The organism is Rhodanobacter sp. BL-MT-08, from assembly GCF_054161255.1.
Genome location: NZ_CP167872.1, coordinates 2,665,260 through 2,687,162, shown reverse-complemented (window position 1 = coordinate 2,687,162; position 21,903 = coordinate 2,665,260). Strand labels below are relative to the sequence as shown.

20 protein-coding genes are annotated in these 21,903 nt (G+C 63.1%); 5 read left to right on the top strand and 15 right to left on the bottom strand.

Features of this window, described 5'->3' with window-relative positions; all coding sequences use genetic code 11:
* The first annotated feature begins 183 nt into the window (after window positions 1-183).
* On the top strand, window positions 184-1,080 hold the full coding sequence (locus ACDK93_RS11880) for a DnaJ C-terminal domain-containing protein (RefSeq protein ID WP_458068849.1): 897 nt from the start codon (window positions 184-186) through the stop codon (window positions 1,078-1,080).
* Between the two features lie 71 nt (window positions 1,081-1,151).
* On the opposite strand, the gene ACDK93_RS11875 is transcribed toward ACDK93_RS11880, so the two are convergent.
* The 8 genes from ACDK93_RS11875 to ACDK93_RS11840 form a co-directional block, all read right to left on the bottom strand.
* Entirely contained in the window at window positions 1,152-1,529 is a 378-nt protein-coding gene (locus ACDK93_RS11875; protein ID WP_458068847.1) for a response regulator, read from the bottom strand.
* Window positions 1,530-1,597: 68 nt separating this feature from the next.
* Complete coding sequence (locus ACDK93_RS11870; RefSeq protein ID WP_458072439.1) at window positions 1,598-2,596, bottom strand: oxidoreductase; 999 nt, start codon at window positions 2,594-2,596, stop codon at window positions 1,598-1,600.
* 5 nt (window positions 2,597-2,601) lie between these two features.
* Window positions 2,602-3,180, bottom strand: coding sequence for an LOG family protein (locus ACDK93_RS11865; protein ID WP_458072437.1), 579 nt, complete (start codon window positions 3,178-3,180; stop codon window positions 2,602-2,604).
* 86 nt (window positions 3,181-3,266) lie between these two features.
* Window positions 3,267-4,691 (bottom strand): dihydrolipoyl dehydrogenase, encoded by a 1,425-nt coding sequence (lpdA, locus tag ACDK93_RS11860; protein WP_458068845.1) that lies wholly within the window; start codon window positions 4,689-4,691, stop codon window positions 3,267-3,269.
* Between the two features lie 109 nt (window positions 4,692-4,800).
* Window positions 4,801-6,021 carry a 2-oxoglutarate dehydrogenase complex dihydrolipoyllysine-residue succinyltransferase gene (odhB, locus tag ACDK93_RS11855; protein WP_458068844.1) on the bottom strand — a complete coding sequence of 407 codons (1,221 nt, stop codon included), beginning with the start codon at window positions 6,019-6,021 and terminating at the stop codon, window positions 4,801-4,803.
* A 61-nt stretch (window positions 6,022-6,082) separates the two neighbouring features.
* Window positions 6,083-8,926 carry a 2-oxoglutarate dehydrogenase E1 component gene (locus ACDK93_RS11850; RefSeq protein ID WP_458068843.1) on the bottom strand — a complete coding sequence of 948 codons (2,844 nt, stop codon included), beginning with the start codon at window positions 8,924-8,926 and terminating at the stop codon, window positions 6,083-6,085.
* A gap of 320 nt (window positions 8,927-9,246) precedes the next feature.
* Window positions 9,247-10,200 carry a GNAT family N-acetyltransferase gene (locus ACDK93_RS11845; RefSeq protein ID WP_458068841.1) on the bottom strand — a complete coding sequence of 318 codons (954 nt, stop codon included), beginning with the start codon at window positions 10,198-10,200 and terminating at the stop codon, window positions 9,247-9,249.
* A complete protein-coding gene (locus ACDK93_RS11840) occupies window positions 10,197-11,390 on the bottom strand; it encodes a JmjC domain-containing protein (protein WP_458068839.1) in 1,194 nt (397 codons plus the stop codon). The genes ACDK93_RS11845 and ACDK93_RS11840 overlap by 4 nt, the downstream gene beginning before the upstream one ends.
* Window positions 11,391-11,497: 107 nt before the next feature.
* Between ACDK93_RS11840 and cysK the strand changes: the two genes are divergently transcribed.
* Window positions 11,498-12,439: a cysteine synthase A gene (cysK, locus tag ACDK93_RS11835; protein ID WP_458068837.1), complete on the top strand. Its 942-nt coding sequence runs from the start codon at window positions 11,498-11,500 to the stop codon at window positions 12,437-12,439.
* Window positions 12,440-12,487: 48 nt separating this feature from the next.
* On the opposite strand, the gene purB is transcribed toward cysK, so the two are convergent.
* Entirely contained in the window at window positions 12,488-13,855 is a 1,368-nt protein-coding gene (gene purB, locus ACDK93_RS11830; RefSeq protein WP_458068835.1) for an adenylosuccinate lyase, read from the bottom strand.
* Window positions 13,856-14,002: 147 nt separating this feature from the next.
* On the opposite strand from purB, the gene ACDK93_RS11825 reads away from it, so the two are divergent.
* Entirely contained in the window at window positions 14,003-15,400 is a 1,398-nt protein-coding gene (locus ACDK93_RS11825) for a class II fumarate hydratase (protein ID WP_458068833.1), read from the top strand.
* A 66-nt stretch (window positions 15,401-15,466) separates the two neighbouring features.
* Here ACDK93_RS11825 and ACDK93_RS11820 read toward each other — a convergent pair whose 3' ends face one another.
* The 6 genes from ACDK93_RS11820 to ACDK93_RS11795 form a co-directional block, all read right to left on the bottom strand.
* Window positions 15,467-16,165, bottom strand: a complete 699-nt coding sequence (locus tag ACDK93_RS11820) for a hypothetical protein (protein ID WP_458068832.1) — start codon at window positions 16,163-16,165, stop codon at window positions 15,467-15,469.
* Window positions 16,166-16,211: 46 nt separating this feature from the next.
* Entirely contained in the window at window positions 16,212-17,171 is a 960-nt protein-coding gene (locus ACDK93_RS11815; protein WP_458068830.1) for an ABC-2 transporter permease, read from the bottom strand.
* A complete protein-coding gene (locus ACDK93_RS11810) occupies window positions 17,168-18,025 on the bottom strand; it encodes an ABC transporter ATP-binding protein (RefSeq protein ID WP_458068829.1) in 858 nt (285 codons plus the stop codon). The genes ACDK93_RS11815 and ACDK93_RS11810 overlap by 4 nt, the downstream gene beginning before the upstream one ends.
* Complete coding sequence (locus ACDK93_RS11805; RefSeq protein ID WP_458068828.1) at window positions 18,022-18,414, bottom strand: GntR family transcriptional regulator; 393 nt, start codon at window positions 18,412-18,414, stop codon at window positions 18,022-18,024. The genes ACDK93_RS11810 and ACDK93_RS11805 overlap by 4 nt, the downstream gene beginning before the upstream one ends.
* Before the next feature lie 4 nt (window positions 18,415-18,418).
* Window positions 18,419-18,775, bottom strand: coding sequence for a hypothetical protein (locus ACDK93_RS11800; RefSeq protein WP_458068827.1), 357 nt, complete (start codon window positions 18,773-18,775; stop codon window positions 18,419-18,421).
* Between the two features lie 200 nt (window positions 18,776-18,975).
* Window positions 18,976-19,569 (bottom strand): FMN-dependent NADH-azoreductase, encoded by a 594-nt coding sequence (locus ACDK93_RS11795; protein WP_458068825.1) that lies wholly within the window; start codon window positions 19,567-19,569, stop codon window positions 18,976-18,978.
* 111 nt (window positions 19,570-19,680) lie between these two features.
* Here ACDK93_RS11795 and ACDK93_RS11790 point away from each other — a divergent pair, with 111 nt between their 5' ends.
* Together ACDK93_RS11790 and ACDK93_RS11785 are read left to right on the top strand one after the other, a co-directional pair.
* Window positions 19,681-20,670, top strand: a complete 990-nt coding sequence (locus ACDK93_RS11790; RefSeq protein ID WP_458068824.1) for a LysR substrate-binding domain-containing protein — start codon at window positions 19,681-19,683, stop codon at window positions 20,668-20,670.
* 70 nt (window positions 20,671-20,740) lie between these two features.
* Entirely contained in the window at window positions 20,741-21,886 is a 1,146-nt protein-coding gene (locus tag ACDK93_RS11785) for a pyridoxal phosphate-dependent aminotransferase (RefSeq protein WP_458068822.1), read from the top strand.
* Window positions 21,887-21,903 lie beyond the last annotated feature (17 nt).

Sequence of the window (21,903 nt, the reverse complement as noted above, 5' to 3'; positions counted from 1 at the left end):
CGGAGTGCATCGGTGGGCCGCGTTTGACGAGGCCAATCTGGCCGAATCAAGGCCCGAGGACGCCGGAACGCATTACCATCAACAGCAGCGGTCAGTGAGGTGCAGATTGACTGCGGCGTAGTGCGGCACAGGCCGTGACGGTGAGCGAACCGGCGCGGATTTTGCGGAAGTTGGGGAATGGCAGTGGAATTCAAAGATTATTACGACATTCTGGGTGTGAAGCCCGACGCGAGCGAGGCCGACATCAAGGCGGCGTATCGCAAGCTGGCGCGCAAGTACCATCCCGATAAAAACAAGGACGCGGGCGCCGAGGAAAAATTCAAGTCGATCAACGAAGCCAACGAAGTGCTCAAGGACGCCGACAAGCGGCGCTCCTACGACGAGCTGCGTGCGGGCGGCTATCGGCAGGGCGAACAGTTTCGGCCGCCGCCGGGCTGGCAGGGTCAACCCGGCCACGGCGACATGGGCGATGGCGACTTCAGCGATTTCTTCGAGAGCCTGTTCGGCCGCAATGCGGCCGGCGGTCAGCGTGGTCAGGCGCGTCCGCGGCGCGGGCGCGACGTCCAGGCCAGCGTGCAGATCGATCTGCAAACCGCCTTCGACGGTGGCCGCACGCGACTGTCCATGCAGGATCCCGCCGGTGGCGAACGCGTGCTGGAAGTGAAGATTCCGGCCGGCATTGCGTCCGGTCAGACGATTCGCCTGTCCGGGCAGGGCCAGGCGGGCATGGCCGGTGGTCCGAATGGTGACCTGCTGCTCGAGGTGATTGTTCGGGATGATCCGCGCTTCCGCCTGGACGGGCGCAACGTGCTGCACGTACTGCCGATCTCGCCCTGGGAAGCGGCGCTGGGCGCCACGCTCTCCGTGCCGACGCTGGCTGGCAAGGTCGATCTGCGCATACCGCCGGGGTCGCAATCCGGACGCAAGCTGCGCCTGAAAGGCCGCGGCATGCCGGGAGCCAATCCGGGCGATCAGCTGGTCGAGCTTTCCATTCGTGCGCCGCTGGTGGAGACCGACGGTCAGCGCGCAGCTTACGAGGCGCTGCGGGACCAGTTCGAGGCTTACGATCCGCGAGGGTGATCGTGGCGGAGCAGGAAAGAAAAAACGGCGCCTGAGGGCGCCGTTTTTTCTTTCCTGCTGGAGTCTGGCGCTTACGCCGTATGCGCACCCGGCAGAAATTCATTCAAGGTCTTGACCAGATCCTCTTCCTTGATCGGCTTGGTGACATAGGCCTTGGCGCCCTGGCGCATGCCCCAGACCTTGTCGGTTTCCTGATCCTTGGTGGTCACCAGAATGATCGGGATATGCGCTGTTTCCGGATTCTTGCTGATCGTGCGGGTGGCCTGGAAGCCGTTGAGGTTCGGCATAACCACGTCCATCAGGATCAGGTCGGGCAGTTCCTGCTTGGCAACCTCGACGCCGGCAGCGCCGTCTTCGGCGGAGAAGGCTTCATGCCCCAGTTTTTCGACGATCCGCTTGATGCCTAAAAGCTGGGACGGAGAATCGTCGACGATCAAGATGCGTGCCATTAGATGTTGGTTCCTTCGGTTTTCGTGAATTCTAAGCTGTGGCTGTGGCAGTTCCAAGCGCGCCTTGGTCAAACGGCGCTATCGATGCGTACCAGCGTGCGGCCGAACGAGTCCCCGGCCAGCATACGCGCAAACGTACCGGGCAGCTCTGTGAGGGCGATCTCATTTGTGGCCATACGGTCGAGGTGCTGCGGCTTCCAGTCGCTTGCCAGGCGGCGCCATACCTCGTCGCGCACCGCACGCGGCGTTCCGGCCGAGGCAATGCCGAGCAGCGCCGCGCCGCGGATGATGAAGGGCAGTACGGTAGTGTCGAAAGCCGCGCCGCCTGCGTTGCCGCACAGCGCCACGTTGCCGTAGGGGCTGATCAGGGGCAACAGGCCGGCCAGCATGCTGCCGCCCACGTTGTCCAGCACGCCGCCGAAGCGTACGGAATCCATCGGCTTGCCGCTGAAAGCCAGCTGATGCCGATCGATGCACTCGGCGGCACCCAGCGCGCGCAGAAAATCGAAATGGTCGGTCTTGCCGCTGATCGCGTGCACTTCGTAGCCGGCGCGGCTGAAGATATCAATGGCCAGCATGCCCACGCCGCCGCTGGCGCCGGTCACCGCGATGGGCCCGAGCGCCGGCGTCTGATGGTTGTCCAGCATGCGCAGCAGGCCAAGCGCTGCGGTGAAGCCGGCGGTGCCCAGGATCATGCTTTCGCGCAGGCTCAGGCCATCCGGCAGGGGAATGGTCCACGCGGACGGCAGTCGGATGTACTGGGCGCAGCCGCCGTCGCGCGTTTCGGACAGTCCGCTGCCGGTGCACAGCACGGCGTCGCCCTCCTTGAAGGACGGATCGGTCGAGGCAACCACATGACCGGCCACGTCGATGCCGCCATTCAACGGGTACTGGCGGAGAATCTTGCCTCTGCCGGTACCGGCAAGCGCATCCTTGTAGTTGACGGAGGAGTAGGCGACGGCGACCAGCACTTCGCCGGGCGACAGCGCGTCGGCGCCGATGCTTTCGATGCCGGCGCGATAGCCGGCATCGTCGTTGTGGATGCGAAACGCGCGAAAATCGGACAGCTCGGTCACAGCGCTTCCTCTTTCGGTTTGGACGTATGGACGTCCGGAAGGCGGCTCATCCAGTCGAACAGCTGGCTCATGTTTTCACCGAACCAGACGTTCTCGCGCTGGACCGCGCGGACGAAACCTTCGCCGACCATATGGTCCATCATGCCGCGCAGCGGCGCGTAATAGCCGCGCACGTCGAGAAAGGCGCACGGATAGCTGTGCAGGCCCAGCTGCGCCCAGGTCAGCATCTCGAATATTTCGTCCAGCGTGCCAAAGCCGCCGGGCAGGGCGACGAAGGCATCGGACAGTTCGAACATGCGCGTCTTGCGCTGGTGCATGGTGTCGACCACCTGCAGCTCGGTCAGGCCGGCGTGTGCCACCTCGCGATCGACCAGCTGGCGCGGGATCACGCCAATGACCTGGCCGCCACCGGCGAGCACCGCATCGGCCACCACGCCCATCAGGCCGACGTTGCCGCCGCCGTAGACCAGGGTGATTCCCCGGCGCGCCATTTCGGTGCCGAAGGCGCGCGCCTGTTCGGCGTATTCGGGATGCTTGCCACTGCTGGAACCGCAGTAAACGCAGAGCGAAGTCAGTTCAGCCATGAAGCCTCCATAAGCGCGAAACCCGTCCTTGGGGGACGGGTCGCGATGCGTACAAAAACCAGACATGATCAGCGCGATCAGTTGCCTTTGTGGATGGCGCGTTTGTCGACCGACAGCGCCGCCTCGTGCACCGCTTCGGACAGGGTCGGATGGGCGTGGACGATGCGCGCCATGTCTTCGGCCGAACCCTTGAACTCCATCGCCACGACGCACTCGGCGATCAGCTCGGAGACGCCCGGGCCGACCATATGCACGCCGAGGATGCGATCGGTTTCGGCGTGGGCGATCATCTTCACCTGACCGATGGCCTCATTCATCGCCACGGCGCGGCCGACGGCGGCAAACGGGAAGCTGCCGACCTTGTAAGGCACGCCTTCTTCCTTGAGCTGCTTTTCGGTCTTGCCGGCCCAGGCGATCTCCGGCTCGGTGTAGATGACCCACGGAATGGTGTCGTAGTTGACGTGGCCGGCCTTGCCGGCGATCCACTCGGCCACGGCCATGCCTTCCTCGAAGCCCTTGTGCGCCAGCATCGGGCCGCGCACCGCATCGCCGACTGCCCAGACGCCATCGACGCCGGTGTGGCAATGCTCATCGACGACAATGCGGCCGCGCTCGTCGAGCTTCACGCCGCAGTCCTCGGACAGCAGGCCATCGGTATACGCACGGCGACCCACGGCGACCAGCAGCTTGTCGACGACCAGATCATGATCGCCGTCCTTGTCGTTATAGGTGATGTGCACTTCGTTCTTGCTGACCTCGGCCTTGGTCAGCTTGGCACCAAGCTTGATGTCGAGGCCGAGCTTGCCGAATTCCTTGAACGCCACCTTGGCGATGTCGGGATCGGCGGCGCCGAGGAATTCCGGCAACGCCTCCAGCACGGTCACTTCGGCGCCGAGACGGCGCCACACGCTGCCCAGCTCCAGGCCGATCACGCCGGCGCCGATCACGCCCAGGCGCTTCGGCACCGCGTCGAGTTCCAGCGCGCCGGAGTTGTCGATGATGTGCTTGCCGTCGAACTTGGCGAACGGAAGTTCGATCGGCACCGAGCCCGACGCCAGGATCACGTTGGTCGCGCTGATGGTCTGTTTCTGGCCATCGTTGCCGCTGATCTCGACCTCATTGCCTTTCAGCAGCTTGCCGGTACCGAAATAGCTGGTGATCTTGTTGGCCTTGAACAGCTGCGCCACGCCGCCGGTGAACTGCTTGACGATCTTTTCCTTGCGGCCGATGAAGGTTTTCAGGTCGACCTTGGCATTTTCCACGCTGATGCCGTGCGCGGGCAGGTTGTGCGCCAGGTTGTAGAACTGCTTGGACGAATCCAGCAACGCCTTCGAGGGAATGCAGCCGACGTTGAGGCAGGTGCCGCCCAGCGCCGCCTTGCCGTCCTTGCCGGCCCAGGCGTCGACCACGGCGGTCTTCAGACCCAGCTGCGCGGCGCGGATGGCGGCGTGATAACCGGCCGGGCCGCCGCCGATGACGATGACGTCGAATTTGTCGCTCATGGTTTACGTCCTTTCAAAGCGGGAACAAGGAACAGGGAACGGGGAACGGTAATCCGGAGCGGCTTGCTGTGCCGTTCCCCGATTCCCGCTCCCCGTTCCCGCGTCAAATTTAAATGCCGAGCAGCATCCGCTGCGGATTCTCGAGCTGATCCTTGATGTCGACCAGGAACAGCACCGCATCCTTGCCGTCGATGATGCGATGGTCGTAGGAAATGGCGATGTACATCATCGGCGCGACAATCACCTGGCCGTTCTCGACGATCGCGCGGTCCTTGATCGTGTGCATGCCCAGAATCGCGCTCTGCGGCGGGTTGACGATCGGCGTGGAGAGCAGCGAACCGAAGGTTCCGCCGTTGGTGATGGTGAACGTGCCGCCCTGCAGATCGTCCAGGCCCAGCTTGCCGTCGCGGGCCTTCTTGGCATAGTCGGCAATGCCCTGTTCGATATCGGCAAAGTCCATGTTCTGCACGTCGCGCAGCACCGGCGTGACCAGGCCCTTCTCGGTCGACACCGCGATCGAGATGTCCTGGTAGCCGTGATAGACGATGTCGTTGCCGTCGACCGAGGCATTGACGATCGGGCGACGCTTCAATGCTTCAGCCGCGGCCTTGACGAAGAAGCTCATGAAACCGAGCTTGATGCCGTGGGTCTTCTGGAACTGCTCGCCCAGCGACTTGCGCATCTTGGTGACTTCGGCGAGGTTCACTTCGTTGAACGAGGTCAGCATGGCAATCGAGTTCTTCGACTGCATCAGACGCTCGGCGATCTTGGCGCGCATGCGGGTCATCGGTACGCGCTCTTCCGGACGCGAACCCGGAGTCGGCTTGGCAGCTGCCGGCGCGGCCTTCGCGCCACCATCCTTTCCATAGTTGACCAGGTCTTCCTTGGTTACGCGGCCGTCGCGGCCGGTGCCTTCGACCTTGGACGCGTCGATCTTCTGTTCGGTGGCCACGCGCAGGCCGGCCGGCGACAGATCCTCGTTGCGTTTGCCGGAAGCCCTCTCGGCCTTGGGTGCTTCGGAGTTGGCCGCGGCGACGGGCGCCGGCGTCTCATCCTTGGCTTCCGCCTTGGGCTCTTCTTTGGCTGCCGCGGCGCCTTCCTCGATGATCGCGATGATCTGTTCGCTGTTCACGGTGTCGCCCACTTTGTGCTTGATTTCCTTCAGCACGCCGTCCACCGGGGAAGGAACTTCCAGCACCACCTTGTCGGTTTCGAGATCGACCAGGTTCTCGTCGCGCTTCACCGCGTCGCCGGCTTTCTTGTGCCAGGTGGCGATGGTGGCGTCGGAGACCGACTCGGGCAGTACGGGGACTTTGACTTCGATCGACATGGGGAATCCTAGGTTTTAGCGCTCGTGGGCGAGCGCGAAGGTCATAAAGCGGCCAAACATCTTATTCTGCCGAGTGATCCGTGCCGACCGGCGCGACGAGCGCCTGCTCGACCAGTGCAGCCTGTTCGGCAACGTGCGTATTGAGATGGCCGGCAGCAGGAGCCGCGGAGCGCGCGCGGCCCGCATACGACAGGCTGTGCTTGCTGCTGACGCAGGCCTGCAGGTGATGACGGATCTGGAACCACGCGCCCTGATTCATCGGCTCTTCCTGGCACCAGAACACTTCCTTGGCCGCCGGGTACTTCTCCAGTTCCGCGGTGACTTCGGCGCGCGGGAAGGGATACAGCTGCTCGACGCGGACGATGGCGACATCCTTCAGCTCGCGCTTCTCGGATTCTTCGAGCAGGTCGTAGTACACCTTGCCGGAGCACAGCACCACGCGCTTCACCTTCTTCGGCGCCAGCTCGCGGTGCTCGCCGATCACCAGCTGGAAGCTACCGTTGGCCAGCTCGTCCAGGCTGGAGACGGCCAGCTTGTGACGCAGCAGCGATTTGGGCGTCATCACGATCAGCGGCTTGCGCACCGGGCGCAGCATCTGGCGGCGGATCATGTGGAAATCCTGCGCCGGCGTGGTCGGTACGCAGACCTGCATGTTTTCCATCGCGCACAGCTGCAGGAAACGCTCCAGACGCGCCGAGGAATGCTCCGGGCCCTGGCCCTCGTAGCCATGCGGCAGCAGCAGCACCAGGCCGCTGAGACGATTCCACTTCGCTTCGCCGGAGCTGATGAACTGGTCGATGACGACCTGCGCGCCGTTGGCGAAATCGCCGAATTGCGCTTCCCAGATATTGAGCGTGTCCGGATCGGTGGTCGAGTGCCCATATTCAAAGGCCATGACCGCTTCTTCGCTGAGCAGCGAGTCGATCACTTCGACGTCGGCGCCTTCGCGAATGGTGGCCAGCGGCAGGAATGTGTGGCCGTCTTTCTGGTCATGCAGCACGGCATGACGATGGAAGAACGTGCCGCGGCCGGAATCCTGGCCGACCATGCGCAGGTCGTGGCCGCTGTCGATCAGGGTGGCGTAAGCCAGGTTTTCGGCAAAGCCCCAGTCGGCAGCCTGCTCGCCGGCGGCCATCTTGCGGCGGTCGTCGTAAATCTTGGCGACGCGCGCCTGCAGCGCGAGATTGGCGGGCAGGGTGAGGATCCGGTTGGCCAACTCCTGCAGCTTGTTCTTCGGCACCGTGGTGTCGGCCGGCGTCGACAGCCTGCCGCCGACGAAGCGTGCCCAGTCGACCGGGCGATCGCGGTTGGGCGACAGATCGAGGTCGGCCATGGGCGCGCCGGCTTCGAGGCGATCGCGGTAGGCCTCGAGCTGCTTCTGCGGCTCTCCCTCGGCCAGTACGCCTTCCTTCACCAGCTTCTGCGCATACAGATCGCGGGTGGTCGGACGCTTGCGGATGATTTGATACATCACCGGCTGCGTCGCCGATGGCTCATCGGCTTCGTTATGACCGTGGCGGCGGTAGCAGACCAGGTCGATGACGACGTCCTTGCGGAACGTCTTGCGGAATTCGTAGGCGAGGCGGGTGACTTCGATCACCGCTTCCGGATCGTCTCCGTTCACGTGAAACACCGGTGCGTTGACCATCTTGGCCAGGTCGGTGCAGTACAGCGTGGAGCGGGCGTCCTGCGGGTTCGAGGTGGTGAAGCCGACCTGGTTGTTGATCACGATGTGCAGACTGCCGCCGACCTTGAAGCCGCGCGTCTGCGACATGTTGAACAGCTCCATGTTCACGCCCTGGCCGGCCATGGCCGCATCGCCGTGGATGATCACGGCCATCGACTTTTCGTGCATGGTGTCGCGGCGGCGCGTCTGGCGCGAATGCACCGAGCCGGACACCACCGGGTTGACGATTTCCAGATGCGAGGGATTGAACGCCAGCGCCACGTGCACGCCGCCCTTCGGCGTCTTGATGTCGGCCGAGAAGCCCATGTGGTACTTCACGTCGCCCGAGTGCGCCGGGTCGTCCGGATGCTCGAAGCGGCCCTCGAATTCGTCGAACAGCGTCTTCGGCGCCTTGCCCAGAATGTTGACCAGCACGTTGAGGCGGCCGCGATGGGCCATGCCGATGACGAGCTCCTTGATGCCGTTGTCGCCGGCGGCGCGCACCACGTCGTCGAGCATCGGGATCAGGCTGTCGCCGCCTTCCAGCGAAAAGCGCTTCTGGCCGACGTACTTGGTGTGCAGGTAGCGCTCAAGCCCCTCGGCACCGTTGAGGCATTCGAGCACGCGCTGCTTGCCGGTCTTGTCCAGGCCGGACTGGCCCGCACGCTGCTCGAGCCGGGTATAGATCCAGTGGCGCTGCTCGTGATTGCTGATGTACATGAACTCCGCGCCGATGGTGCTGGCGTAGGTTTTCTTCAGGTTCGTCAGCAGCTCGCCCAGCTTCATGCGCTTGCCGTCGCCGGCATAGTTGCCGGTATCGAATTCGGTGTTGAGATCGGCGTCCGAGAGGCCGTGGAAAGCCAGGCCAAGGTCCGGCGCCGGCATTTTCTCGGTCAGGCCCAGCGGGTCGAGTTCGGCGGCGAGATGGCCGCGCGAGCGGTAAGCGGTCAGCAGGCGCAGCACGCCGGCCTGCTTGCGCGCGTGCTCGTCGTCACTGGCGGACACCACCGTGGCGCCGTTATGGCGCTGCTTCTGGGCCGCCTCGATGCGCGCGATCGCCGGCACGTGCGAGACGTCGCCCGATTCGCGGCCTTTGAACGTTTCGAAATAGCGACCCCAATCCGCAGATACCGACGAGGCGTCGGCGAGCCAGGAGTCATAAAGGGATTCGACGTAATCGGCGTTGCCGCCAGCGAGTTGCGAAGAGTCGAAAAACTCGCGGATCAGATTAGTACTCACGTCACCACCGGCAGAGAAGGGATGCTTACCCATCCGTGTGACCGTGAAGTCGCGGTTGTCCGCCGCTAATGCAAGCCCGACGGAACGCCCCCACGGATGGCTGGGGAGAAAGCCGGCCAATTATACCCTTTGCCTGCTGCGACGCGGCAACCCAAGCCGCCACAAAATGCCAAGTTCGCTGGTATCGATACTGGTCCTCTGGCGACAGTTTCACCGGAGAGTGCGTTTTTGCGCGCTTTGCCGATATCAGGCGCGCCACGTCGCCGAAACCTCGGGCCAGCTGATGTTCAGCCGAAAGCAGACGCAGGGCACGCTGAAGCCTAGATATTGAGCGTCTGCAGTACGCTGGCGCGCTCCGAGCGCTCCCACACTTCATCGAAGTGCTTTTGCAGCGGCGCGGCGGAGGCGCGGTCATGACGGGCCGCACGCCCCTGAGGACGATCGGCTTCTGGCAGAAACAGGTAGCCGCCGACGTCGTTGAGCAGATAGGCGGAAATGTAGCCCAGGTCCGCCTCTTCGACCGGCATGCGTACCTGCATCGCGCTGGGCAGGCGCTGCACCAGCGCGATCAGGCGGTGGCTGTTGCGCAGCGCGGCCGCGGGATCGTGCAGCAGGATGCGGATCTGCGCACCGCGACCGGAGATCGCCACGCGCCGGAATTCGGCGAGCTCTTCCGTGCTGGCGTATTGATCGTTGGCAAGCAGCGGCAGGTGGATGCACAGCCGGTGGCGTGCATCGGCGAGAATCTGCGCCCGAGCTGCTACCGCTTCGGCCCTGCTGGTGAGCGGCAGGGCGTCGATATCGCGAAGCGGCTCTGCCTCATCATTGTCGGTTGAAGTAAGCGTCAGCGACATCGCGCGGTGCGGCATCCCGGCATCGTCGAATACATCGCCGTAAGCGACGAAACCCTCGCGCTCATAAAAACCCATCGCGCTCACCTGCGCGCCGAGCGTGACCTCGCTCCAGTCCAGCGTGCGGGCGCGCTGGATGAGTTGGCGCAGCAAGGCTGCGCCGACGCCCTGGCCGCGCCATTCGCGCAATACCGCCATGCGGCCGATCTTGTGCTCGGGCGACAGGCGCGCGCAGCCGATGGGCTGGCCGGCCTCGTCGCGCGCCAGCACGTGCCAGCATTGGGCATCCAGGCCGTCGCGCTCGCGCGACTCGGGCACGCCTTGCTCCACCACGAAAACCTGTTGCCGAATGCCGGCCAGCGCCTCGCGATCGCGTTCGCGCGACCAGTCGGCAAGATCGACGTGGAAATTCTGCAGCTTCACCGGCGGCGCGACTTTCTTGCCAGCAGGTGGCCGTCGTTGACCAGCGCAAGCAGCAGCGCTTTTTCGGCGGCGGCAGGCTTGGCGGTAAGTGCGATCTCACGCTGCTCGCACAGCTGTTGGGCGAGCGCCGGCGTGGCCGGATACGCGTGGCCGCTGACGAACAGCGTGCAGCCGGATTTCGCGCGCGTCCACGCCATGCGCGACCACGGATGACGAAGCAGGGTGGGCAGATGATCGAGCTGCTTGTCAAACGCCGCTTCGCTCAGCGGCTTGTCCAGCGCCGCGGGCACCTGCGCGTTGCGATAGCGGGTGATAAAGCGGCCGAACCAGTCGCGCAGCATGGCGTCGTCCAGCGCGGCGGCAAACGGCAGCGATGCTTTCAGGCGTTCGATCGCGGCGCGATCGATTTCGCCAGTGGCCTTGGCCGGCGTCAGGTCGGGATCGGCGTAGCGCAGCTCTTCGGGCAGGCGTTCGGCGATATGGTCGGCCAGATCGCCGGTAAGCTCCGCCTGGGATGGCGCGCGCATGCCGATCGACAGCGTCATGCATGGGCCGCCGAAGGCGACGCCGTCGTGCGGCACGCCGGGCGGCAGATAGAGCATGTCGCCTGGATCGAGCATCCACTCGTGGGTCGATTCGAAATGCGCGAGCTGCTTGAGTTCGACGTCGTGGCGGAAATCCTTCGGCGCGGCCGGGTCGGTGCTGATCGCCCAATGGCGCTGGCCGATACCCTGCAGCAGAAACACGTCGTACTGGTCCACATGCGCGCCGACGCCGCCGCCTTCCTCGGCGTACGAAATCATGATGTCGTCGACGCGCCAGCTCGGCAGAAAGCGAAAGTGTTCGAGCAGCTTCGCCACATCGGCGTCCCACTTGTCGACATCCTGCACCAGCAGAGTCCAGTGGTCCTTCGGCGTCCTGGCGAAATCCTCTTCGCTCAGCGGCCCGGGATGGACGTGCCAGCGATCGCGCTTTTCATCGTGCACGATCAGGCGCGCGAGCACACCTGTCTCGCAGGCCAGGCCGGCCAAGTCGTCCGGCTGCAGCGGCGGCTCGAAATTAGCGAACGCGTTGCGAATCAGCAGCGGGCGCTTCTGCCAGTAATCGCGCAGAAACTGAGCGGGCGACATGCCCAGCGGCTGCCTGGCGGTGCCGCGAACTTCAATCGGAAAGGAGGCTGGCTTGGTCATGGCCGCATTGTAGCGGTGCGCCGGCGGTCGGGCCGATACAAATTTTACTCGTGCCGGCGCATGATCCTGTGGCCTCAATTTTCCCCCGCCGCCTTTTGGAGACGCCCGTGATTTACGACAGCATTCTGGACACCATCGGCCGCACGCCGATCGTCAAACTGCATCGCCTCGCCCCGAAGCACGTGGAGATGTACGTCAAGGTAGAGGCATTCAATCCGGGCGGTTCGGTGAAGGACCGCCTTGCTCTGGCGATCATCCTCGACGCCGAGCAGCGCGGCGCGCTGAAGCCCGGCCAGACCGTGATCGAGGCCACGTCGGGCAATACCGGCGTGGCGCTGGCGATGGTATGCGCGGCACGCGGCTATCCCTTTGTCGCCGTGATGAGCGAGACGTTTTCGGTCGAGCGGCGCAAGCTGATCCGCGCCTACGGCGGCAAAGTTCTGCTGACGCCGGCTGCGGCGCGCGGCAGCGGCATGGTGGAGAAAGCCAAAGAGCTGGCGCAGAAGCACGGCTGGTTCCTCGCCAGCCAGTTCGACAATCCGGCCAACCCCGCTTACCACCGACAGACGACCGGGCCGGAGATCCTGCGCGATTTTGCTGGCCGCCGGCTGGACTACTTCGTCAGCGGCTGGGGCACCGGCGGCACGCTGACGGGCGTCGGCGAGGTGCTGAAAGTGGCGCGGCCCGAGGTAAAGATCATCGCCACGGAACCCGCCGGCGCGGCGCTGCTTTCCGGTGGCGAGTGGCAGCCCCACAAGATCCAGGGCTGGACGCCGGACTTTTTGCCCAGCGTGCTCAATCGCCAGATTGCCGACGAAATCGTGCTCGTCGACGACGTGCTGTCGCGCGATACCTCGCGCGCACTGGCTCAAAAGGAAGGGCTCTTCGTTGGCCTGTCCTGCGGCGCGACCTTGGCGGCCGCCTTGAAGGTGGCCGTCGATGCGCCGGAAGGTTCGGTGCTGCTGGCGATGCTGCCGGACACCGGCGAGCGCTATCTGTCGACGTTCCTGTTCGAGGGCGTCAACGAAGGCTCCGACGACGTCGAATGAATTTGCTGATGCAGGCGGCTCGCCGGCCGACGAGCCGCCTGGATGGCCTCAGATATTTTTCGCCAGCGTTTCGGCCAGGCCGATGTAGCTGCCGGGCGTGAGCGCGAGCAAGCGCTGCTTGGCCTCGCCTGGCAAATCGAGGCCACTGATGAACGTGTGCATCGACTCGCGTGTGATGCCCTGGCCGCGGGTCAGCGCCTTGAGCTGCTCGTAAGGCTCGGGCAGGCCGTAGCGGCGCATCACGGTCTGTACGGCTTCGGCCAGCACTTCCCAGCTGCCGTCGAGATCGGCGACGAGGCGATCGGCGTTCACGGTGAGCTTGCCCAGGCCTTTCTTCAGGGACTCCAGCGCGATGAGCGTATGGCCGAAAGCGGTGCCCAGCGCGCGCAGCACGGTGGAGTCGGTGAGATCACGCTGCCAGCGGCTGATCGGCAATTTTTCTGCGAAATGACCAAGCAAGGCGTTGGCCAGGCCGAAGTTGCCCTCGGCGTTTTCGAAGTCGATCGGGTTGACCTTGTGCGGCATGGTCGACGAGCCGACTTCACCCGCCTTCAGCGTCTGCTTGAAGTAGCCCAGCGAGATATAGCCCCAGATATCGCGCGCCAGATCGATCAGAATGATGTTGGCGCGGCGCACGGCGTCGCAGTACTCGGCCACGCCGTCGTGCGGCTCGATCTGGGTGGTATAGGCGTTGACCTCGAGCCCGAGGCTTTCGATGAAGCGGCGCGAAAACGCCTGCCAGTCCACTTCCGGGTAGGTGATGGCGTGCGCGTTGTAGTTGCCCACGGCGCCGTTGATCTTGCCGGAGATTTCCACCGCCGCGAGCTGCTTGCGCTGACGCTGCAGGCGCGCCACCACGTTGGCGACTTCCTTGCCCAGCGTGCTGGGCGAGGCGGTCTGGCCGTGCGTGCGCGACAATATCGGCAAAGCCGCATTAGCGTGGGAAAGATCGCGCAGTTGGCCGATCACGCCGTCGAACATCGGCAGCAGCACCTGCTCGCGAGCGTCGCGCAGCATCAGCGCATAGGAAAGATTGTTGATGTCCTCGCTGGTGCAGGCGAAATGCACAAACTCCAGCGCCTGCTTCAGGCTGGCATCGGCGCCCAGCTTTTCCTTGATGAAGTATTCCACCGCTTTCACGTCGTGATTGGTGGTCGCTTCAATGGCCTTGATGCGCGCGCCATCGTCCACGCTGAAGTCGATGGCAATCGCCTTCAGGGTCTTGATCTGGTCCGCCGTGAACGCCGGCAATTCGACGATTTGCGCATCGGCGGCCAGCGCCAGCAGCCATTCGATTTCCACGTGCACGCGCCGATGCATCAGGCCGAATTCGCTGAAGATCGGACGCAGCGGTTCGACCTTGCTGGCGTAGCGGCCGTCCAGCGGCGAGAGGGCGGTCAGGGCATGGGATGACATCGACGGGTCCGTTGAGCGGTAAAACGCGCATTCTACAACGGCCCGCCGCGGCCTCGTTTTCTGTTGGACAAACGCCTGCCCTTGAATTGTTATCGATCAGGCCTATCGTGAAGAACGGCTACCCTTTCGAGAAACAGGACGGCAAGCATGAGCAAGTTCCGGATCGAGCACGACAGCATGGGCGAACTGCAGGTGCCCGCCGAGGCGCTGTACGGCGCGCAGACGCAGCGCGCCATCGACAACTTCCCGATCTCTGGCCTGCACCTGCCGCGCGAGTTCATTCGGGCGCTAGGCCTGATCAAGGCGGCCGCGGCCGACGTCAATCTCGCGCTGGGCTATTTGAAGAAAAATCAGGCCAGCGCCATAAGCAAGGCGGCGCTGGCGGTGGCGAGAGGGGAATACGACGCGCAGTTTCCCATCGACATCTTCCAGACCGGTTCCGGCACCAGCACCAACATGAATGCCAACGAGGTCATTGCGCATCTGGCGGTAAAGGCCGGCACCGCGGTACACGCCAACGATCACGTCAACTACGGGCAGAGTTCCAACGACGTGATTCCCACCGCGATCCACGTCAGCGCGACGCTCGCCACCAGCGAAAAGCTGCTGCCCGCGCTGAAACATCTGCAGCGCGTGCTGGATCGGCGCGCGCGCCAGCTCAAGCGGGTCGCCAAGACAGGACGCACGCATCTTATGGACGCGATGCCAATCACGTTTGGGCAGGAGCTGTCCGGCTGGTCGGCGCAAATTGCCTCGGCGATCGAGCGCATCGAGGACAGCCTCAAGCGCATGCGCCGCCTGCCACAGGGCGGTACCGCCGTGGGCACCGGCATCAATGCCGACCCGAAGTTCGGCCCGGCGATGGCGGCGCAGCTAAAAAAGCTCACCGGTGCGAAATTCGTATCGGCCGATAATTATTTTGAGGGCATGGCCTCGCAGGACGCGGCCGTTGAACTGTCCGGCCAGCTGAAGACGCTGGCCGTGGCCTTGATGAAAATCGCCAACGATCTTCGCTGGATGAATTCCGGCCCCCTGGCCGGTCTGGGCGAGATCGAGCTGCCCGCGCTGCAGCCGGGCTCGTCGATCATGCCGGGCAAAGTCAATCCGGTGATTCCCGAAGCCACCGCGATGGTGGCCGCCCAGGTGATCGGTAACGATGCCGCTATTACGGTTGCCGGCCAGTCGGGCAACTTCCAGCTCAACGTGATGCTGCCGCTGATCGCCTACAACCTGCTGCAGTCAATCGGCCTGCTGGCCAACGTCTCCCGCCTGCTGGCCGACAAGGCGATTGCCGGTTTCACCGTCAATGCCGAGCGGGTCAATCAAGCGCTGGCGATGAATCCGATTCTGGTCACCGCGCTCAATCCGGTGATCGGTTATGAGAAGGGCGCCGCCACCGCCAAGCAGGCGTACAAGGAGCACCGGCCGATTATTGACGTGGCGCTGGAGACCACCGGTTTGTCGAAGGAAGAATTGAAGAAGCTGCTAGATCCGCTGACGCTGACGAAGGGCGGTATCGGCGACGGTGGAAACAGCGGCGGTTGAATCGGGCGCTTGCATTGTATGAGTCGGCCACGCCCCATGCGGTTGCACGAGGCGCGCCGGATTCGATCAGTCGGAGATCACTTCAACACCTTTCTTGTCGTCCTTGTCCTTTTTGTCCTTGCCGCAGTCGTCGACGTCCTTCTGCTGCATGGTCGCGTAGGGCCGGAACTCGGGCATCGCGGCCGCCAGTTTCTGCTGCGTGGACAGCAGGTCGGGCAGGCGCAGGCACAGTTTGGCGGCTGAGGCCTCGATCTTGTCAGTCTGCGGCTTGATCGCGGCTTCGATGTCTTTGTCGCTTTTTCCCGATAGCGCGCCCCACATGGCTTGCTTGGCCGCATTGATGCCAAGGTCGGCGCCTTGTGTGCCGATGTCCATACCGGTTTCGGCGATGCCGACGATCTGTTGGCGGTAATCCAGCAGCAGGGCGTGTTGCGCTGGCGTAGCCGCTACCTCCTTGCCGGCGATCAGCAGGTCGCCCTGCGGTGTGATCTCGGCCTTGGGACGCGAATCGTCGTCGTCGCGTCGTTCTCCATGGACGCGCACACCCACGCTGTTGATGCTGATGTTCTTGGTAGCCAGCTCCTGTTTGGCCTTCTGCATGCCTTCCTGTACTTCGGCGCCGATGAACGACTGGGTGGGCGCGCCGGAGTTGCTTGTTGCAGACGCGGTAGGGTCCGTGTGGCTCGACGCCGAGCCGGACTGGCCGCAGGCGGCCAGCGGCAGCAGCAGAGCGAGAGCAAGCGCGTTGAAGTTGATGTGTTTCACAAGCGTTCTCCTTGAGTCTCGAATGCGATCAAAGGGTCGGCACTAATCAGCTGTCGTCGCGCCAGCGGCGAAGCCAGATGGCGGCGCTGATCAACACAATGCCGGCAATGGCACCGATCCACAGGTCGGGTGAGACAAGGGTGGCGTAGTTGTGGGCAAGGCCGATGTGGTTCAGGATGACGGAAGGATCTTTTGGCTCGTAGTCGATCGAGGCAGCATCGCGAATCCAGCCGCCGGGAATCAGGCTCAACAGCATGCGGCCAACGATGTTTTTCCAGAACCAGCCCGAGCCGAGATTGAACAGGCCCATCAAGCCGAACCAGCTCACGATCACACCGGCGGCAAGCGGCGCCAGCAAGGCCCACAGGAACGGTTTGCTGCGCGCCCATGCCGAGCAGAACATCAGCCAGCCCACGGTTGGCAGCGCCCAGATGGCATACAGCGGGATCAGCGAGATCATGTTGATGGCCACCAGCAGCGGGTGCGAATTCATCAACAGTGCCCACATGTTCAATCCGTGCAGCGACGCCGTGAACGCGGCGATCAGGAGCAGAAGTAAGCCAGCGGCCGTACCGAACACGCAGGCAATCACTGGCGCAACGATTGATGCGCTGACGACTTTCGACAGCACGGTGTCGCGGTTCGAAATAGGCAAGGACTTCCAGAAAAGAATGCTGCGGTCGCGGCGGTCGTCGTATAGCGAGCCGAGACAGTAGAAGAACACGATGATCGCCATGATCATCAGCACGATGCCGGCGACCACGTACATGGCGATATCCAGCCCCGCTCCGATCTTGCCCAGCATGTCGGCATCCATATGGCCGCTGAGGTTGAGGCCTCCGGCGATATTGAAATGCGTGTTGCCGCGGTTGCCGAGTACCTCACCGGTAATCAGCGCCATGATGTTCAGCACCAGGAATACGCTGCCGCTGATCAGTGGTGCCCAGAAAAAGCCGCCGCGATGCTCCCAGAATTCGCGCTTCACAAGCCAGTAGAAGGTTTTCATGCGTAGGTTCCCTTCATGGTGGCAACGAACAGGTCACTGACCGAGGGACGGCGGACTTCGCCCATCGCCTCCAGGGTTGACCGTTCGACGCCGTCAAACAGAAAAATGCTTTTGCCGAACACCTGACGCTCGTCGAGCGGTTTCAAGGCGCGGGCAGCCGCGGCGCGATCGCCGTTGACCATCACTTCGATAAAGCGCTCGCCGATGGCATCCATGTCGGCATCCAGCACGATCTTGCCGTCGCGAATGAACATCAGATCGGTGAGGATGTGCTCGACTTCCTCCACCTGGTGGGTGGTGACGATGATGGTCTTGTTCTCGTCGAAGTAGTCTTCCAGCAGGTTCTGGTAGAACTGCTTGCGATACAGAATGTCCAGCCCCAGCGTGGGCTCGTCGAGAATCAGCAGGCGCGCGTCGATGGCCATCACCAGGGCCAGATGCAACTGCACGATCATGCCCTTGGACATCTGACGCACGCGCATCCCGGGCGTGAGTTTGGTGCGGGCGAGAAACGCCTCGCATTTGGCGCGATCGAACCTCGGGTGCACGTTGGCGACAAAGTCGACCGCTTCGCTCACCCTCAGCCAGCGCGGCAGCACGGCGACATCAGCGATAAAGCAGACCTGTTCCATCAGCTTGTCGCGTTGCTTGCGTGGGTCGAGGCCGAGCACGTTGAGCTGGCCGGAGAAGTCGGTCAGGCCGAGAATGGCCTTCAGCGCGGTGGTCTTGCCGGCGCCGTTGGGGCCGATGAGGCCAACGATGCGCCCAGCCGGAATCTGGAAACTCACGTTGTCCAGCGCCACCGAGCTTTTGTAGCGCTTGCTCAGGTTTGTGGCCGTAATCACCGCGCTCATGAGGGTTCCTTGTTGTTGTCAGCAGCGTTGCTGTGCGTATCGGCCTCGCGCAGCAGGATCTTCAGATCCAGGCCCAGCCGCTGCAGGCGTGCAAACAGCACGGGCCATTCTTCGCGCAAAAAGCGCTCGCGTTCCGATTTCAGTAGCGCTTCGCGAGCGCCTTCTATAACGAACATGCCCAAACCCCTCCGTTTTTCAACCAGTTGCTCGTCGACCAGCTCCTGGTACGCCTTCGACACGGTCAGCGGATTGATTTGATAATCCGCGGCCACCTGGCGTACCGACGGCAGCGGGTCACCTTCGTTCAATGCGCCGTCCAGGATCATCGCCACCACACGCTGGTGCAGTTGGCGATAGATCGGGACGCTGTCGTTCCAGGTAATGGTCATTCAATTATTCCTTGCTGATACGGCCGAACTTGTTGCCAAACGAATAGTAGGGCATGGCCAGTTGCGACCCGAGCAGGCTCAGCTGCGCGGTTTCGTTGGTCTGGCCCGGCGCTGGCAGCGTGATGAGTGCGGCGGTACCCATGTCGCTAAGAAGGCCTGCGGCACGCTGTTCCTTGGCGCCGGGGCGGACGCTGACCGGCGCCAGATTGGTGACCTTGAGGCCTTTGATTTCGGTCGCGCTGGTTTGATTGGCGCTGGCAGCCTGCGGCGCCATGCTCAGTAAGGCGGTCGTCGTCAGACTGGCGGAAGTCATCAGCACGGCGGCGGCGGCGGCGATCAGTTTCGAGTTCAGCGTTTTCATGACGAGGCTCCTTAGTGAGCTTGTGGACCGGTGTTGTAGTTAACTATAACACCAGAACAACAGTCGTCAATAGCTCAAGCCTGGGTTTGCAACATGACTGATGGCCTATATGTTCATTGCTTTGTTTTATATGGCTATTTATCCATTGGAACGAAAAACGGCCCCGAGGGGCCGTTCGCTTCAAACGTGAGTTCGCCGAATCAGGCGGCTTTGGCGAGCCTTGCTACCAGCGAGGGAATCGAGGTTTTCGCCGCTTTGATCGACTGTTCCTTGTTTTCAGGACTGATCGCCACGCCTTCGGCGCGTACGAAGGTCAGATCGGTCACGCCGAGGAATCCCAGCACCGCCTTCAAGTAGGTTTCCTGGTGGTCGAAGGCAGCGAACGGGCCGTCGACATACATGCCGCCGCGGCTGGAAGCGATGATGACCTGCTTGCCCTTGGCCAGGCCTTCGGCACCTTGCTCGGTATAGCGAAACGTCTTGCCGGCGACCGCGATTCGGTCGATCCAGGCTTTCAGCTGGCTGGAAATGCCGAAGTTGTACATCGGCGCACCGATCACCACGACATCGGCGGCCAGAAATTCCTCGACCAACGCGTTGCCTTGCTGACCTTCGGCGGTGCCGGCATCGGCAACGGCAGGCGTCCAGTGCGGCAGCGGCTGCGCGGCGAGGTCGCGGTAGCTGATCTGGATGTCCGGCGTCTGCTGCTTCAGCTCGGCGACGATGTCGGCGCTGAGCTGGCGCGAAACCGAGTAGTCAACCAGAGCGCTTGAATCGATATGAAGGAGTTCCATGGAGTTTGCCTCTGTGCGCCGGTGTTCCGGCAATGCACTCACCATACGTTCCGGACAATCTGGCGATAAGATGGCAATAATCGAACAACTCGTCCTTTCAAGGAAACGATCATGACGGTATTGGCGGGCGCCCTGCAGGATCTCAATGACCTGTACTTTTTTGCGGCGGTCGTTGATCACGGCGGTTTTTCGGCCGCGGGCAGGGCGCTTGGCGTGCCCAAGTCGCGGTTGAGCAAACGCGTGGCCCAGCTGGAGGAGCGGCTGGGCGTGCGGCTGCTGCAGCGAACCACGCGCCGTTTTGTGGTGACGGAAGTGGGCGAGCGCTTTTACGGTCACTGCCGCGCCGTGCTGGAAGAAGCCCAGGCCGCGCAGGACGCCGTCGATGAGCTGCGAGCCGAGCCACGCGGCGTGGTGCGATTGAGTTGTCCCGTATCGCTGGTGCAGACGGTGCTTGCGCACCTGCTGCCTGATTTTCTGGCGCTTTATCCGAAAATGCAGGTTCGGGTGACCTCGAGCGATCGCCGTGTGGATGTGATCGGCGAGGGCTTCGACCTGGCAATTCGGGTTCGCACGAAGCTCGATACCGACGCCAACCTGGTGGTTCGAAGCTTTGGCCAGGGCCGCACCTTGTTGGTCGCCAGTCCCATGCTTCTCGATCGTGCGGGTCGCCCGACTCAGCCCTCGGAACTGGCGCAGCTGCCGGCGCTGTCCATGCGCGAGCACGAGGGCGCGCAGGTATGGGAGTTGATCGGTGCCGATGGCCATCAGATCAGCGTGGAGATGCAGGCGCGGCTGATCACCGGCGATTTCGCGCTGCTGCTGGAGGCGGCGCGGCGCGGTATGGGCATTGCGCTGCTGCCGGAATTCGTCTGCGCACCGGCGATCACCCGCGGCGAGCTGGAGGTCGTGCTGCCCGAATGGAGCGTGCCGCAGGGCATCATGCACTTTGTCTACCCGAGCCGCCGCGGCATGCTGCCCGGCGTGCGGGCGCTGGTGGATTTTCTGGCCGAGCGGCTTCCGGCAACTACCTTGCTGAAACATCAGCAGTGCAAGGAGCGCCGGCTGGATGATCTTGCTGCGACATCGACGCCCGCTTCCTGACTTGCACATGGCGATCCATGCGTTAGGCTCAACCACTTACTCCCGCTATAGACATCCATACGGCTGACTGATGATTATTGAAACCAAGCTGCCCAAGGTTGGCACCACCATTTTTACGGTCATGAGCCAGCTGGCGGTGCAGCACAAGGCGGTCAATCTCGGCCAGGGTTTTCCCGACTTCGAACCGCCGCAGCCGCTGCGCGATAGCTTGAGTCGCGCGATGAACGAAGGCCGCAACCAGTACGCGCCGATGCACGGCATCGCGCCGCTGCGCGAGCAGATCGCCTTGAAGATCGAGCGGCTGTACGGACGCAAGGTCAACGTCGATACCGACATCACGGTGACCTCTGGCGCTACGGAAGCCTTGTTCGCAGCGATTGCCGCCGTGGTGCGTGCCGGCGATGAAGTCATCATGTTCGATCCTGCGTACGACAGCTACGAGCCCGCAATCGAGCTGCAGGGCGCGCGTGCCGTGCATATTCCGCTGACGGTGCCGACGTTTGCCATCGACTGGCAGCGCGTGCGTGACGCGATCACGCCAAAGACGCGCATGATTCTGATCAATAGCCCGCACAATCCCAGCGGCGCGGTGTTGTCGTCCGCCGATCTGGAAGAGCTGGCAGCAATTGTTCGCGGCACCGACATCGTGGTGCTTTCGGACGAGGTCTACGAGCACATCGTTTACGATGGTGCCCAACACGAGAGCGTGTTGCGTCACCCCGAACTGGCCGAGCGCAGCTTCGTGATCTCCTCCTTCGGCAAAACCTACCACTGCACCGGCTGGAAGCTAGGCTACGCGATCGCGCCTGCCGCGCTCTCGTCAGAGTTCCGCAAGGTGCATCAGTACCTCACGTTCTGCACCTTCCATCCCGCACAGGTGGCGTTTGCCGAATTCATGGCACGCCATCCAGAACACTATGTGGAGCTGCCGGCGTTCTATCAGGCCAAGCGCGATCGTTTCCGTGATCTGCTCAAGCCGTCGCGTTTCAAGCTGCTCGACGTGCCGGGAGGATATTTCCAGCTGGTGGACTATTCCGCGATTCGTGACGAAGACGATCTCGCCTTCAGCAAGTGGCTGCTGCTGGAGGGCGGAGTAGCGGCGATTCCGCTGACGCCGTTCTACGAAAGCGCACCGGGCACGCGGTTGCTGCGCCTGTGTTTTGCCAAAAGTAGTGCAACCATGGATGCCGCGGCGGAGCGCCTATGTCAGCTGTGAATTTGCCAACATCTGAG

What these genes read in the sequence shown, in the direction of transcription:
- ACDK93_RS11875 (WP_458068847.1), bottom strand. Translation starts at nt 1,529, where the DNA reads ATGGCACGCATCTTGATCGTCGACGATTCTCCGTCCCAGCTTTTAGGC.
- lpdA (WP_458068845.1), bottom strand. Translation starts at nt 4,691, where the DNA reads ATGAGCGACAAATTCGACGTCATCGTCATCGGCGGCGGCCCGGCCGGT.
- odhB (WP_458068844.1), bottom strand. Translation starts at nt 6,021, where the DNA reads ATGTCGATCGAAGTCAAAGTCCCCGTACTGCCCGAGTCGGTCTCCGAC.
- ACDK93_RS11840 (WP_458068839.1), bottom strand. Translation starts at nt 11,390, where the DNA reads ATGACCAAGCCAGCCTCCTTTCCGATTGAAGTTCGCGGCACCGCCAGG.
- purB (WP_458068835.1), bottom strand. Translation starts at nt 13,855, where the DNA reads ATGTCATCCCATGCCCTGACCGCCCTCTCGCCGCTGGACGGCCGCTAC.
- ACDK93_RS11825 (WP_458068833.1), top strand. Translation starts at nt 14,003, where the DNA reads ATGAGCAAGTTCCGGATCGAGCACGACAGCATGGGCGAACTGCAGGTG.
- ACDK93_RS11815 (WP_458068830.1), bottom strand. Translation starts at nt 17,171, where the DNA reads ATGAAAACCTTCTACTGGCTTGTGAAGCGCGAATTCTGGGAGCATCGC.
- ACDK93_RS11810 (WP_458068829.1), bottom strand. Translation starts at nt 18,025, where the DNA reads ATGAGCGCGGTGATTACGGCCACAAACCTGAGCAAGCGCTACAAAAGC.
- ACDK93_RS11805 (WP_458068828.1), bottom strand. Translation starts at nt 18,414, where the DNA reads ATGACCATTACCTGGAACGACAGCGTCCCGATCTATCGCCAACTGCAC.
- ACDK93_RS11800 (WP_458068827.1), bottom strand. Translation starts at nt 18,775, where the DNA reads ATGAAAACGCTGAACTCGAAACTGATCGCCGCCGCCGCCGCCGTGCTG.
- ACDK93_RS11795 (WP_458068825.1), bottom strand. Translation starts at nt 19,569, where the DNA reads ATGGAACTCCTTCATATCGATTCAAGCGCTCTGGTTGACTACTCGGTT.
- ACDK93_RS11790 (WP_458068824.1), top strand. Translation starts at nt 19,681, where the DNA reads ATGACGGTATTGGCGGGCGCCCTGCAGGATCTCAATGACCTGTACTTT.
- ACDK93_RS11785 (WP_458068822.1), top strand. Translation starts at nt 20,741, where the DNA reads ATGATTATTGAAACCAAGCTGCCCAAGGTTGGCACCACCATTTTTACG.